The organism is Pengzhenrongella sicca, assembly GCF_017569225.1.
Lineage (GTDB): Bacteria > Actinomycetota > Actinomycetes > Actinomycetales > Cellulomonadaceae > Pengzhenrongella > Pengzhenrongella sicca.
The window spans coordinates 3,913,131-3,926,878 of sequence record NZ_CP071868.1 but is presented as its reverse complement, the minus strand read 5'-3'; the positions used below and the strand labels follow the sequence as shown (position 1 = coordinate 3,926,878).

Sequence of the window (13,748 nt, the reverse complement as noted above, 5' to 3'; positions counted from 1 at the left end):
GCCCGCCGCCGATCGAGCCGGAGCCGTCAGCCCAGGGCCAGCCCGAGCCCGAGCAGCACGCCGTAGCCCAGCTCGAGCATCCCCGTGCCGGCCAGCACCGGGACGAGCGCGATGCCGCGGGCACCGGCCAGGACCGTGATGGACAGCAGGGCGACCGGGAACGCGAGCATCAGCACCAGCAGCGACCACGGCGCGGCGAACGCGCAGGCAACGCCGAGCACGAGCGGCACGCCGATCATCGCGACGTACGTCTGCCGCGCGCGCCGGTCGCCGATCCGCACTGCGACGGTGCGCTTGCCGACGACGGCGTCGGTCGGGATGTCGCGCAGGTTGTTCACCATGAGCAGCGCGCACGCGAGCAGTCCGACGCCGACGGCCCCCGCGAGCGCGGGCCACGTGATCCGGTCGAGCTGCACGTACGTCGAACCGAGCACCGCGACCAGTCCGAAGAACACGAAGACGCCGACCTCGCCGAACCCGCGGTAGCCGTAGGGGTGCCGGCCGCCGGTGTAGAACCAGGCCGCGGCGATCGCGACCGCACCGACCCCGAGCAGCCAGACGTGGCCCGTGAGCAGCACGAGCGTGAGCCCGAGCAGGCCGCCGACGCCGAACGCGGCGAACGCGGCGGCCTTGACCCGGGCGGGCGGCGCCGTCCCGGACGCCGTCAGGCGCAGCGGCCCGACCCGGTCGAGGTCGGTGCCGCGGACCCCGTCGGAGTAGTCGTTCGCGTAGTTCACGCCCACCTGGAGCGCGAGCGCGACGCCGAGCGCGAGCAGGGCCAGCACGGCTCGCTCCCCGGGCGCGTCCCAGACGGTGGCCTGGGCGGCGGCGCCGGTACCCACGAGGACGGGGGTCGCGGCGGCGGGCAGGGTGCGCGGGCGGGCGCCCGCGATCCACTCGGCGGGGGTGGCCATGGTGCTCCTGTTCAGGTCAACAACGCGGCGGCGAGTTCGGCGACCGCGCGGCGGTCGGTCTTGCCCGGCCCACGCACCGGCAGCCGGTCGGCGACGACCAGGCGCGCGGGCGCGGCGGGCCGCCCCAGGTTACGCGCGACATGCGCGCGGACCCGTTCCAGGCTGGGCAGCGAGGCACCGGCGGCGGGCACGAGGACGGCCGTGACGACCTGCCCCCACTCGGCGTCGGGCAGGCCGACGACGCAGACGTCGAGCACGCCGGGCAGCTCGGCGATGAGGCGCTCGACGGCGGCGGGGGAGACCTTGGCCCCGCCCGTGACGAGCATGTCGTCGAGCCGGCCCAGGATGGCGAGCCTCCCGTCGGGCCCCAGCTCGCCCGCGTCGCTCGTGCGCAGCCACCGGGCGCCGTCGGCCGGGGCGAACGCCTGCGCGTCCAGGTCCGGGCGGCCGAGGTACCCGCTCGCGAGCATCGGGCCCGCGAGGAGGATGCGCCCGGCGGCGTCGAGCCGGACCCGCACGCCGTCGAGCGGCACGCCGTCGTAGACGCAGCCGCCGCAGGTCTCGGACATCCCGTAGGTCGTGGTCACCGCGACGCCGGCGGCCGCGGCCCGGGCCAGCAGGTCCGGGCCCGCCGCGGCGCCACCGAGCAGCACCGCGTCGAACCTGGCGAGCGCGGCGAGGCCGGCCCCGGCGTCGTCGACCAGCCGCCGCAGCTGGGTCGGCACGAGCGAGACGTACCGGCGGGCGCCCGTCAGCCGCGCGGCGTCGGCCGCGAACGCGTCGGGCCGGAAGCCGCCCGGCGCGGCGACCACCGCCTCGGTGCCCGCGAGGATCGAGCGCACGAGGACCTGCAGGCCGGCGACGTGGGTGGGCGGGAGCGTGAGCAGCCACTGCGCCGGGCCGCCGAGGCGGGCGTCGGTCGCGTCGGCCGACGCCCGCAGCGCCGACGCGGACAGCATCACGGCGCGGGGGGCGCCGGTCGAGCCGGAGGTCTCGACCACGAGCGCGACGTCGTCGGGAACGACGTGGGCGGGACCCGCTCGGTGGGCGGGAACCGCGGGATGTGCGGGCTGTGCGGGCCCCGCGGCGGACGAGGGCCGGACCGCCGGCCCGGTCCCGTCCAGCGCGGATCGGAGGGCGTCGACCAGCGTCGCGAGCTGGTGCGGTCCGGCGGGGACGGGACGCAGCGGTCGGCTCACGCTCTCAGCCTAGGCGCACGCCGTAGAGTGACGCCGAACCGCCGGCGGCAGCGCTGGCGCGATAAGGAGCCTCGACGTGCCGATCACCCTTGCCCGCTCGACCCCTCGCCGTCGGCTCGCCCGGATCGCGGCCGCGGCGCTGAGCGGTGTGTCGCTGCTCGCGCTCGCTGGCTGCGGTGCCGGCTCGCCGGAGCCGTCCGAGCCGAGCACCGAGGCCGCCGACATCGCGGCCGACAAGGGCGCGGTGCCCGCGCCGGTCATCCCCCCGACCTGGCCGCTGACCGGCGTCGCTGCCGCCGACATCCCGAGCCGGCCCGCGCTCGCGGTGAAGATCGAGAACGACCCGAGCGTTCGCCCGCAGACCGGGCTCGACCAGGCGGACATGGTCTGGGAGGAGCTGGTCGAGGGCGGCGTCACACGCTTCGTGGCGGTGTTCCACTCGGTCGTGCCCGAGAGCGTCGGCCCGATCCGGTCGGTCCGCCCGATGGATGGCGGGATCACCGCGCCGCTGCACGGGCTCATCGCGTTCTCCGGCGGGCAGGCGGGCTTCGTGAACGAGGTCGCGGACGCCGGCGTGCAGATCATCAGCATGGACAAGGGGGCCGCCGGCTTCGCGCGGAAGAAGGGGCACTCCGCCCCGCACAACGTGTTCGGCACCCCGACGACCTTCTGGGGCCAGGCCGACGCCGAGCACTCGGCGGCCCCGGCCCCGCAGTTCACGATCGCGCGGACGGCCGCGGCCGCCTCGGCGACGACGGCCGGGACCCCGATCGCGAACCTCGCCCTCGTGTTCTCCCCCGCCTTCCACCCGAACTGGACCTGGTCGGCCGCCGACGGCGCGTTCACGCGGTCCGAGGGCGCGACGCCGTCGACCAACCCCGCGGGCGCGCCGCTCACGGCGACGAACGTCGTCGCGCTGCGGGTCCGGACGAAGGACACGGGGACGGTCGACCCGGCCGGCACCGCGGTGCTCGAGTCCGTCATGGTGGACAGCGGCGACGCGACGGTCGTCACGGGCGGCATGCAGATCGCCGCGAAGTGGTCCAAGGCCTCGATCGCGGAGCCGATCGTGCTGACGAACGCGGCCGACGGCTCCGTCATCCGGCTCGCGCCGGGCAACACCTGGGTCGAGCTCGTGCCGCCGGCGGGCTCGATCACCGCCAGCTGAGCGCGGCGTCAGGGGGAACCCCGAGCGGGGCCGGTGCGCCTGCACCCCAAGGATGACCCGGGCTCGGCCGTCCGGCGCATGGTGCGCGGGCGGAGATGGCCCTGCGGGCCGATCCGCTGCGCGGCGCGGGCGGCCAGGCTTGAGCCATGACCACATCGACGCCGTTCCGGGCCGCCTCCATCCACTCCTCCGTCCGCGCCGCCGCCGACCGGCCCGACCGGGTGCGCTCGGCCGCGTCCGTCGTCGTCGCCTCGGTGGTGCTGCTCGGCAGCCTCGTCGCGGCCGCCTACCTCGCGCAGAACCTGCTCGAGCGCGGGCTGCTGTTCATGTCGGCCTGACGGGTCCGGGGAGCGCCGGCCTGACGGGTCCGGGCGCGTCGCTCAGAACGCGTACGGGAAGCCCGACCAGTCCGGGTCGCGGTGCTCGAGGAACGCGTCGCGGCCCTCGACGGCCTCGTCGGTCATGTACGCGAGTCGGGTCGCCTCGCCGGCGAACACCTGCTGGCCCGCGAGCCCGTCGTCGGCGAGGTTGAACGAGAACTTCAGCATCCGGATCGCCTGCGGGGACTTGGTCGCGATGATCCGCGCGTACTCGAGCGCGAGGTCCTCGAGCCGGTCGTGATCGACGACCTCGTTGACCGCGCCCCACCGCTCGGCCTGCTCGGCGGAGTACTCGCGCGCGAGGAAGAAGATCTCCCGCGCGCGCTTCTGCCCGACCTGCCGCGCGAGGTACGCGGACCCGTAGCCGGCGTCGAACGAGCCGACGTTGGCGTCGGTCTGCATGAACCGCGCGTGCTCGCGCGAGGCGATCGTCAGGTCGGCGACGACGTGCAGCGAGTGCCCGCCACCGGCCGCCCAGCCGCCGACGACGGCGATCACCACCTTCGGCATCGTGCGGATCAGCCGCTGCACCTCGAGGATGTGCAGGCGGCCCGCCCGCGCCGGGTCGATCGCGTCGGCGCCCTCGACGGGCTTGCCGGCGGCGTCGGTCCCCGCGGTGTAGTGGTAGCCGTCGCGGCCGCGGATGCGCTGGTCGCCGCCCGAGCAGAACGCCCAGCCGCCGTCCTTGGGGCTCGGGCCGTTGCCCGTGAGCAGCACGGTGCCGACGGACGAGGTCATCCGGGCGTGGTCGAGCGCCCGGTAGAGCTCGTCGACCGTGTGCGGGCGGAAGGCGTTGCGCACCTCGGGGCGGTCGAACGCGATGCGCACGACGGGCAGGTCGCGCTCGGTGCCGTCGGCGGCGCGCTCGACGCCGCGGTGGTAGGTCAGGTCGGTCAGCTCGGTGAAGCCGTCGATCGCGCGCCAGCGCGCCGGGTCGAACGTCTGGGACACCTGCTCAGGGATGGCGCTCACGCGGCAACCCTAACCACCGCCACCGCGACCGTCGGCACGCGTCGGAGCCTGGACATACGCTGACGGGTGCCCGCAACCGACCTGCCGCCCGTCCCGTACGTCTACTCGATCACCCTGCGCACGCGGTTCCGCGGGATCACGGTCCGCGACGGCGTGCTGCTGCGCGGGGCCGCGGGCTGGGGTGAGTTCAGCCCGTTCTGGGACTACGACGCCGCGGAGTCGGCCGCCTGGCTGCGCGCCGCCCGGGAGGCCGCCGACACCCCCTGGCCCGCCGCCGTCCGCACCGAGATCCCGGTGAACGTCACCGTGCCGGCCGTCGACGCCGAGCGCGCGCACCGCATCGTGACCGCGTCCGGCGGCTGCCGCACCGCCAAGGTGAAGGTCGCCGAGCCGGGCCAGGGCGTGGGCGAGGAGATCGCGCGGCTCGAGGCCGTGCGCGACGCGCTTGGGCCCGGCGGCGCGATCCGCATCGACGCCAACGGCGGCTGGGACGTCGACACCGCGATCGACCGCCTGCGCGTGCTCGACCGCGCGGCGGGCGGGCTCGAGTACGCCGAGCAGCCGGTCCCGACCGTCGCCGACCTCGCGGCCGTCCGCCGCCGCACGCACGTGCTCATCGCGGCCGACGAGTCGATCCGCCGGGCCGAGGACCCCCTCGCGGTCGTCCGCGCGGAGGCCGCCGACGTCGTCGTGCTCAAGGTCCAGCCCCTCGGCGGCGTGTGGGCGTGCCTCGAGCTGGCCGAGCGGGTCGGGCTGCCGGTCGTCGTGTCGTCGGCGCTAGAGACATCCGTCGGGCTCGCCGCCGGGCTCGCGCTCGCCGCCGCGCTGCCCGACCTGCCCTACGCGTGCGGGCTCGCGACCGCGCAGCTGCTCACGGCCGACGTCGTCGCCGCCCCGCTGCTGCCTGTCGGCGGCGCGATCGCGGTCTGCCGGCCCGTGCCCGACGCCGCGGGCCTGGCCGCGGCGGCCGCCACGCCCGACGTCGCGGCGCGCTGGCGGGACCGCCTCGCCGCGGTCAGTACGGTGAACGCATGAGCGACGCCGGCCGCAGTGCCGTTCCCGGCCCGGCGATCGCGGCGTCCCGCGTCCTGCTGCAGGCGCTCGCCGGCCTCGGCGTGCACGACGTCGTGCTCGCGCCCGGCTCGCGCTCGGCCCCCCTCGCCTACGCGCTCGCGGAGGCCTCCGAGCCCGACGGCCAGCGCCCCGCGGGAGCGCCCGCGATCACACTGCACGTGCGCATCGACGAGCGGACCGCTGGCTTCCTCGCGCTCGGGCTCGCGCGCGGCTCCGGCCGCCCCGTCGCGATCGTGACGACGTCGGGCACCGCGACGGCGAACCTGCACCCGGCCGTGCTCGAGGCGCACCACTCGGGCGTCCCGCTGATCGTGCTGACCGCCGACCGCCCGCACGAGATGCGCAGCACGGGCGCCAACCAGACGACCGATCAGGTCGGCCTGTACGGCGGCGCGGTCCGGTTCGCCGCCGACGTCCCGGCGCCGACCGGGCGGCCCGGCGAGCACGCGGACCTGCGCCAGCTGACCAGCCGCGCCGTGGCGGCCGCGCTCGGGGCGCGCACCGGCGACCCCGGCCCGGTGCACCTCAACCTCTCCTTCCGTGAGCCCCTCAGCCCCGGGGTCGACGACGCCGCGTGGCCCGCGCCGTCGTCGGCCGGCCTGAGCGCGGTGCAGAGCCGGGGCGCCGCGCCCGGCGGCGGGCCCAGGTGGAGCGCGGGTGGTGACGGCGGGACCGTCGTGGTGGCCGGCGACGGCGCCGGGCCGCTCGCGCGCGAGATCGCGGAGGCCAACGGCTGGCCGCTGCTCGCCGAACCGTCGTCCCGCGCGCGGGGCGGCAGCCACGCGATCGGCGCCTACCGGCTGCTGCTCGCGCGCCCGGAGCTCGGCGGAGCCGTGCGGCGCGTCGTCGTCGTCGGCCGGGTGACGCTGTCGCGGCCCGTGCAGGCGCTGCTCGCGCGCGACGACGTCGAGGTCTGCGTCGTCGCGCCGCGCGGGGCGGCGTGGCCGGACGCGAGCCGGCGTGCCGCGTCGGTGGTCGTCGAGGGCAGCGCGCTGGTCGCGGGCGCGAACCCGGCGGCGTCCGCGCAGGCGTGGCTCGGGCGCTGGCAGGAGGCGGGGTCGCTCGCGGTCGCCGCGCTGGACCGGGTCCTCGACTCGGCGCCGCGCGGGCGGCGGTCGCGCGCCGGCACCCGCGTGCGCGGCCCGGTCCTCGCGCGCGAGGTCGCCCGGGCATCCGGGCCGCAGGACGTGCTCGTGGTCGGCTCGAGCAACCCCGTGCGCGACCTCGACCTCGTGGCGGGCTGGGCCGAGCCGCCGACGGTGTACTCGAACCGCGGGCTCGCCGGCATCGACGGGACCGTCTCGACGGCGATCGGGGTCGCGCTCGCGAGCCCCGGCCGGCAGGTCCGGGCGCTGATGGGCGACCTCACGTTCCTGCACGACGTCGGAGGGCTCCTGCGCGGACCGTTCGAACCCGAGCCGGACCTGCAGATCGTCGTCGCGAACGACGACGGCGGCTCGATCTTCTCGACCCTCGAGCACGGCGAGCCCGAGCACGCGGCGGTGTTCGAGCGGGTCTTCGGCACCCCGCACGGCGCCGACCTGGGCGCGCTGTGCGCCGGCTACGGCGTGCGGCACCAGGTGGTCCGGGATCCGGGGGACCTCCAGGTGGCGCTCGCGGTCCCGGGCCCGGGGCTCAGCGTCGTCGAGGTGCGCGTCGACCGGGCGCGGCGGCGGGCGCTGCACGAGCGCATCGCGGCGGCCGTGGACGCGGCGCTCGGGTAGGTCCGCGCGTCCGCGGCTCCCCAATATCCCCAGGCAATTCTCAGGGAGCCTGGAGCCTGTGCCCAGCGGCGGGCGGTCAGATAGTCCACGAGAAGGAGGCCACCCATGAACAGCCCCGAGAACGAGCAGACCCCGGTGAACGACGCTGCCGACCAGGTCGGCGCGGCGCCCGGCAGCCCGGAGACCCAGCCTGAGGTCGCCACGCCCCGCGATCACCCGACCGTGCCGCTGCAGGTCCCCGCGCAGCAGGACCAGCCGACGCTGCCGCTGCAGGTCCCCGCGCCGCAGGACCAGCCGACGCTGCCGCTGCAGCTCCCCACGCCGCCGCCGGCCCCGCAGCAGGCGCAGTCGCCGACTCCCTCGCCCGTCCCGCAGCCGCTGCCCGTTCCCGTCCCGGCTGCGCCGGCGACGCAGGCCGCGCAGCCGTTCGCGCCGCAGTACGCCGTGCCCCACCAGGCCTCGCCCGGCATCCCCAGCGGATCCGGTGCGCCCGCCGCGCCCGGTGCCCCCGGGTGGGGGCACCCGACCGCGGGCCAGCCTGCCGCACCCGTCGTGCCCGGTCAGCCGGCCAGCCCCGGCAACGACCCGTTCCAGATCTTCGGCTCCGGCGGCACAGTCGGCTCCGGCGGCCCTGGCGGCTCCGGCGGCTCGGGCCCGACCGCGACCGCCGCGCCCGCCCCGGCGGCGCCCAACCGGCCGCAGCGGATGTGGGTCACCGTCGTCGGCGCCGCGGCGGCCGCCGCGCTCATCGCGAGCCTCGCAACGGTCGGGCTGACCGTCGGCTTCGACGGGAACGACTCGACCTCCACGCCGTCGTCGCTGTCCACCATCGGCGAGTCCTCGACGGACACGTCCCCGGTGTCCGGCTCGACCTCCGAGAACCCCGACTGGGAGAAGGTCGCGGCCGCGGTGTCGAGCTCCGTCGTCGCCATCCAGGTCTCGACGGCGAACGGCGGGGCCGAGGGCTCGGGCGTCATCATCGACGCCGAGGGCCACGTCCTGACGAACAACCACGTCGTCGACGGCGCCGACTCGGTCCAGGTGACCCTGAGCGACGGCCGCATGTACGACGCGACGATCGTCGGCACCGACAGCACGACCGACCTCGCGGTCGTGCAGATCACGGATGCCCCCGACGACCTCAAGCCCGCCGCGCTCGGCGACTCGGACGCCGTCACCGTCGGTGCGGCAGTCATGGCCGTCGGCAACCCGCTCGGCCTCGCCAACACCGTGACCACCGGCATCGTCTCGGCCCTCGACCGCCCTGTCTCGGCCTCCGCGGAGACGAGCAGCGACGTCGTCGTCACCAACGCGATCCAGATCGACGCGGCGATCAACCCGGGCAACAGCGGTGGGCCCCTGTTCGACGCCGAGGGTCGGGTCATCGGGATCACCTCGTCGATCGCGACGCTCTCGGGCGACAGCTCGTCGTCCGGCTCGATCGGGCTCGGCTTCGCGATCCCGATCAACCTCGCGCAGGACATCGCGAGCCAGCTCGTGGAGACCGGTACCGCCGAACACGCCTTCCTCGGCGTCTCGCTGACCGACGGCGACGCCACGGCCGACGGCACGACCCGCAAGGGCGCCGTCGTCGAGGAGGTCACCGACGGCTCGCCCGCGGCCGAGGGCGAGATCGCCAAGGGCGACGTCATCGTCGCGATCGACGGCGACCCCGTCGCCGGCGCCGAGTCGTTGACGGCCTACGTCCGGGAGCGCTCGGCCGGCTCGACCGCGGTGCTGACCCTGGTCCGGGACGGCAAGGCGCTGGACGTCACCGTGACCCTCGCGGCCAAGGCCGCCACTCCCGCCGCCGAGGCGACGCCGGACGACCAGGGCTCGAGCGACAACGGCCTCGACCAGGGGGGCCAGAACCCGTTCGACGAGTTCTTCGGCAACCAGGGCTGACGCCGGCCGGCGGGTGGCCGGTGGGGGTTGCAGGCGCGGACGTCCCGCTCGGTGGAGGTGCACCGGGCGGGACGTCGTGCTGTGTCGGGCGCGGAGTCCGGCGCCTGCTCAGGCGCCTGCTCAGAGGTCCGGTCAGGTGGGGTCCTGGACGAGGCGCGCGCGGGCCTCGTAGACCTGCAGGGGCGCGGCCGTGGACGTCGTCGTGGCCGTGCCGGTGACCGGCTCCCAGGTGGGGGTGCCGGCGAGCTGGTAGGTCGCGGTCCAGGTGGTGGTGAGGGAGATGTGACGGGTCGCCTCGGTCGTGAACTGGTGGGAGACGGTGTAGTCGGGCCAGGGTCGGCCGGGGTCGGTGGTGGTCAGCGGCTCGGCGCCGTCGTTGAAGTCCCAGGTGAACGAGGTCGGGGTGGCGTTGATCGTGACGCCGACGCCGAGCACCGTCGTGGTCAGGACCTGGGGCGCGTGGTCGGTGTAGACGATGGTGTCGGCGTTGACGAGCGTCCAGCCGGTGGGCGGCTGGACGGAGACGGTCGACGGGGTCAGCGGCAGGCGGCGAAGCTCGGCGGCGAGCGCGGCCTGGAAGTCGGCGTCGACGACGCACCTGCCGATGTCGACCGAGGTCCAGTCCGACCAGCCGCCCGCCGCCGTGCTCCGCACGCGTCGAAACAGCGGGTCGAGGGCCCGTTCGCCGGGCGCGCACTCAAGCCGGATCGCGGAGCCGCCCGCCCCGGCGCACGCCAGCCCGACCTCGAGTCCCGCGAACGACGCGAACTCGGTCGAGCACAACCCGGCCGGCGCCCGCCGATACTGCTCGTTCGCGTTCACGCCAGACCCCGGGCCGCCGCTTACATAGAAGCGGCTTCCGTCCACGAGGATGCCGTCTGCCGCTGTGTACGTGCGCCAGCGGTCAAGTTGAGGCTTCTCCGTGGCGGCGTTTTCTTTCGCGGGGGGAGGGTCGTCGGCTGGGGGGACTTCCAGGGGTTGCTGCAATGGCAAGAGTGCAAACGCGGACGCGAGGGCGATATGGCCGAGTCTCACGGAGCATCCCTCACTACTACCGCGAGGATCTTCCATCCCGCGCTTGTGTTGAGCGTATCGATTCGGACGATTCCTGAATCGCCGTCCGTTTGCGTGATGATGGAGCCGTCGGCCGCTTGGTAAAGAGACGGGGACTGGACGAATTTTGCGTCCACGGGATATCCGCCGATCAGGTCATCACGACCGAGGACCTCGACATCAGAGAGTCCGATCACGCCTCCTGAATATGACTCCCCTTTTTGAGCCATAGACAGCGCGTCTCGCCTGATGCTCTCGCAGAATTCGCACGGGTCCCCACTAATTGCGTCCCAAGCGTCGACATTTCCCGTGCTCAACACGAGTGGGTAGAGCGCCACGAAGTACCCTGCCGCTGCGGCGGCGCCGACCTCGTCGGTGCGCACCAGGTCGGCAGGTGGTTCCGGGAACTCCGGCGTCGGTGATGGAGTGGGAGTGGGCGTGGTCGTTGGAGTGGGCTCGGCTGACTGGAAGTCAGGCGGGGGAGCAGGTGGGTCTTGGCCGGTGCAGCCGGCGAGGAGCAGCGTTGCGAGTGCTGCCGTCGCGATGACACTTCGGATCATCTTCGCCCCCTGTCGTGCCTGACCAGCCCCCTCGTCAAGCCATCCAGTGACGCTACCAACCAGACATACGGCACGAAAAGGGCACGGGCGATCCTGTGGATCACGGCCTGAGCAGGCACGTGATGTGCGCCGAGTGAACCTGGGCGACGCGCGAGGTACAGGTGGGACTGGTGGGGTCTGTGGGGTGACTCAGGGGACCCGGTGGTGTACTCGGGTACCTCGCGCGTCGGGGAGGTTCACCCTCCGCGCGGAGCGTGGTGCGGATGGGACTGGTGGGGCCCGTGGGGCTCGTCTGGGGTCACAGCTGAGTGGTTCTGTCACAGGCTCCGCGCGGACGCACGCGGAAGCATGCGGACTCCGCGCGGACGCACCCGGACGCACCCGGACGCACCCGGACGCACGCGGAAGGACGCCCGGAACCTCGGACGGGTGGACCGTAGCGACGCGCGAGGGACAGGTCGGACTGGTGGGGCCTGTGCGGTGACTCACTGGTCCCGGTGGTGCACTCCTGTACCTCGCGCGTCGGGGAGGTTCACCGTCCGCGCGGAGCATGGTGCGGATGGGACTGGTGGTGAGTGTGGGGCTCGCCTGAGGTCACAGCTGAGCGGTTCTGTCACATGCTCCGCGCGGACGCGCCGCACCCACCCCGGAACTCAGTCGGTCGCGAGCGCCTGGCGCATCGGGACCAGCTTGGCCTCGGACTCCGCGAGCTCGGACTCCGGGTCGGACGCCGAGACGATGCCGCAGCCGGCGAACAGCCGGATCTCGCGGGGGTCGGCCGCGTCGATCTCGGCGCAGCGCAGCGCGATGCCCCACTCACCGTCACCGTCGGCGCCGAACCAGCCGACCGGGCCGGCGTAGCGCGCGCGCTCCAGGCCCTCGACGCGCGCGATCAGCGCGCGGGCGGCGGCGGTCGGCGTGCCGCACACGGCGGCGGTGGGGTGCAGCGCCGCCGCGAGCGCGAGGCTCGACGGCGCCGGGCTGTGGCCCGCAACCGCCGCCCGCAGCACCCCGGTCACGTCGCTGGCCAGGTGCAGCACATTCGGCAGGTGCAGCACGAACGGCACGTCGGGCACGTTCGTGGACGAGCAGAAGGGCGCGAGCGAGTCGGCCACCGAGGTCACCGCGTACTCGTGCTCCTCCAGGTCTTTTGAGGAGTGCGCGAGGATCGCCGCGCGGGTGAGGTCGGCCGCGTCGTCGCCGGTGCGGCGGATCGTGCCGGCGAGCACGCGCGAGGTCACGAGGCCCTTGTCGCTGCGCACGAGCAGCTCGGGCGTCGCACCGAGCATGCCGTCGACGCTGAACGTCCAGCACGAGGGGTACCCACCCGCGAGCCGCCCGAGCACCCAGCGCGCGTCGACGGGCTCCGCCGCGTGCGCCCGGACGTCGCGCGCGAGCACGACCTTCTCGACCTCGCCGGCGCGGATCGCGGCCACGCAGCGCGTGACGACGTCGCGCCAGCCCGCATCGTCGACCGCCCCGTCGGAGTAGCTCACCGGACCCGGCGCCGTGACCGGCGCGCGCTCGCCGACGGCGGTCGCCAGCGTCGGCGTCGCGCCGATCGTCGCGCCCGTGTCGATGGTCGTGAGCCAGGCCTGACCGCCGCGGCGCCCGACGACGACGCGCGGGATCACCACGACGCCGCCGGCGGGGGAGTCCTCGTCGAACGCGAACGACCCGAAGGCCACCGGTCCGGTCCCGGGCAGGTCGACCTCGTCGCGCACGATCGCGTGCGCGAGGACCTCGTGCCAGGCGTCCTCGGCGGCGGCGAACCGGTCCGGCCCGCGCACCGGGACGCGCAGCACCTCGCCCCAGCCCACGATGCCGTCGCCGCGCCGGACCCAGGCCAGCGGCGCGCCGTCGGGCAGCAAGGCCAGCAGGTCGCCGGGGTCGTCGATGGCGACCGTGCGCACCACGAGGGGTCGTGGGACGGCGCCGGCAGCGGGGGTCGTGAGCGTAGACATCACGTGCAAGCGTAGGTCTGCCCGCGGCGCCCGCGCGCAGCGAGCAGTCCCGTGAACCTGAGATCATGGACACATGTCGCGCGCCAGCTTGGACAAGCAGCCCCACGAGGTCGCGGAGATGTTCGACGGCATCGCCCGCCGCTACGACCTCACCAACGACGTGATGTCGCTCGGCCAGGACCGGCGCTGGCGGACGGCCACGATCAAGGCCCTCGGCGTCAGCCCTGGTCAGCGCGTGCTGGACCTGGCCGCCGGCACCGGCACGTCGAGCCGCCCGCTCGCCGACGCCGGCGTCGAGGTCGTGCCCTGCGACTTCTCGTTCGGCATGCTCGAGGTCGGCAAGCGCCGCCGCCCGGACCTCGGCTTCGTCGCTGGCGACGCCACGAAGCTCCCCTTCGCCGACGCCTCGTTCGACGCGGTGACGATCTCGTTCGGGCTGCGCAACGTCGCGGACACCGACCGCGCGCTGCGCGAGATGCTCCGCGTGACCCGCCCGGGCGGCCGGCTCGTGGTCTGCGAGTTCTCGCACGCGACGTTCGCGCCGCTGCGCACGGTCTACGACAACTACCTCATGCGGGCGCTGCCGACGGTCGCCCGCGCGGTCTCGAAGGAGACCGATGCGTACACCTACCTCGCGGAGTCGATCCGGGCCTGGCCCGACCAGCGGGCGCTCGGGCGCCTGCTGCGCACGGCCGGCTGGCGCGACGTCGCGTACCGCAACCTGTCCGGCGGCATCGTGGCCCTGCACCGCGGTACTCGCCCGGAGGATTTGTGAACGTCCCGCGACTACAGTGGGGCGCTGGAGTGCGTGAACATCTTCACAAAGAGCTTCACC

General features: G+C 74.8%; 12 protein-coding genes. 6 read left to right on the top strand and 6 right to left on the bottom strand.

Annotated elements, in window-relative coordinates; all coding sequences use genetic code 11:
* Positions 1 to 26 precede the first annotated feature (26 nt).
* The gene (locus J4E96_RS17995; protein WP_227423402.1) at positions 27 to 914 is read right to left on the bottom strand and encodes a 1,4-dihydroxy-2-naphthoate polyprenyltransferase; all 888 of its coding nucleotides are present in this window, start codon (positions 912 to 914) and stop codon (positions 27 to 29) included.
* Positions 915 to 925: 11 nt separating this feature from the next.
* Positions 926 to 2,113: an o-succinylbenzoate--CoA ligase gene (gene menE, locus J4E96_RS17990; protein ID WP_227423401.1), complete on the bottom strand. Its 1,188-nt coding sequence runs from the start codon at positions 2,111 to 2,113 to the stop codon at positions 926 to 928.
* Between the two features lie 76 nt (positions 2,114 to 2,189).
* Here menE and J4E96_RS17985 point away from each other — a divergent pair, with 76 nt between their 5' ends.
* Both J4E96_RS17985 and J4E96_RS17980 read left to right on the top strand, forming a co-directional pair.
* A complete protein-coding gene (locus J4E96_RS17985; protein WP_319637710.1) occupies positions 2,190 to 3,281 on the top strand; it encodes a DUF3048 domain-containing protein in 1,092 nt (363 codons plus the stop codon).
* A 146-nt stretch (positions 3,282 to 3,427) separates the two neighbouring features.
* Positions 3,428 to 3,619, top strand: a complete 192-nt coding sequence (locus tag J4E96_RS17980; RefSeq protein ID WP_227423400.1) for a hypothetical protein — start codon at positions 3,428 to 3,430, stop codon at positions 3,617 to 3,619.
* A gap of 42 nt (positions 3,620 to 3,661) precedes the next feature.
* Here J4E96_RS17980 and J4E96_RS17975 read toward each other — a convergent pair whose 3' ends face one another.
* Entirely contained in the window at positions 3,662 to 4,633 is a 972-nt protein-coding gene (locus J4E96_RS17975) for a 1,4-dihydroxy-2-naphthoyl-CoA synthase (RefSeq protein ID WP_227423399.1), read from the bottom strand.
* Between the two features lie 66 nt (positions 4,634 to 4,699).
* On the opposite strand from J4E96_RS17975, the gene J4E96_RS17970 reads away from it, so the two are divergent.
* The 3 genes from J4E96_RS17970 (at position 4,700) to J4E96_RS17960 (ending at position 9,336) form a co-directional block, all read left to right on the top strand.
* Entirely contained in the window at positions 4,700 to 5,668 is a 969-nt protein-coding gene (locus J4E96_RS17970; protein WP_227423398.1) for an o-succinylbenzoate synthase, read from the top strand.
* Entirely contained in the window at positions 5,665 to 7,431 is a 1,767-nt protein-coding gene (menD, locus tag J4E96_RS17965; protein ID WP_227423397.1) for a 2-succinyl-5-enolpyruvyl-6-hydroxy-3-cyclohexene-1-carboxylic-acid synthase, read from the top strand. The genes J4E96_RS17970 and menD overlap by 4 nt, the downstream gene beginning before the upstream one ends.
* A 105-nt stretch (positions 7,432 to 7,536) precedes the next feature.
* Positions 7,537 to 9,336 carry a S1C family serine protease gene (locus J4E96_RS17960; RefSeq protein WP_227423396.1) on the top strand — a complete coding sequence of 600 codons (1,800 nt, stop codon included), beginning with the start codon at positions 7,537 to 7,539 and terminating at the stop codon, positions 9,334 to 9,336.
* Positions 9,337 to 9,468: 132 nt separating this feature from the next.
* On the opposite strand, the gene J4E96_RS17955 is transcribed toward J4E96_RS17960, so the two are convergent.
* From J4E96_RS17955 to J4E96_RS17945, 3 genes are all read right to left on the bottom strand, one after another.
* On the bottom strand, positions 9,469 to 10,158 hold the full coding sequence (locus J4E96_RS17955; protein WP_227423395.1) for a hypothetical protein: 690 nt from the start codon (positions 10,156 to 10,158) through the stop codon (positions 9,469 to 9,471).
* Positions 10,159 to 10,367: 209 nt separating this feature from the next.
* Complete coding sequence (locus tag J4E96_RS17950; RefSeq protein WP_227423394.1) at positions 10,368 to 10,949, bottom strand: hypothetical protein; 582 nt, start codon at positions 10,947 to 10,949, stop codon at positions 10,368 to 10,370.
* A gap of 653 nt (positions 10,950 to 11,602) precedes the next feature.
* The gene (locus tag J4E96_RS17945; protein WP_227423393.1) at positions 11,603 to 12,913 is read right to left on the bottom strand and encodes an isochorismate synthase; all 1,311 of its coding nucleotides are present in this window, start codon (positions 12,911 to 12,913) and stop codon (positions 11,603 to 11,605) included.
* Between the two features lie 73 nt (positions 12,914 to 12,986).
* On the opposite strand from J4E96_RS17945, the gene J4E96_RS17940 reads away from it, so the two are divergent.
* Positions 12,987 to 13,688, top strand: a complete 702-nt coding sequence (locus J4E96_RS17940) for a demethylmenaquinone methyltransferase (RefSeq protein ID WP_227423392.1) — start codon at positions 12,987 to 12,989, stop codon at positions 13,686 to 13,688.
* The last annotated feature ends 60 nt before the right edge of the window (positions 13,689 to 13,748 follow it).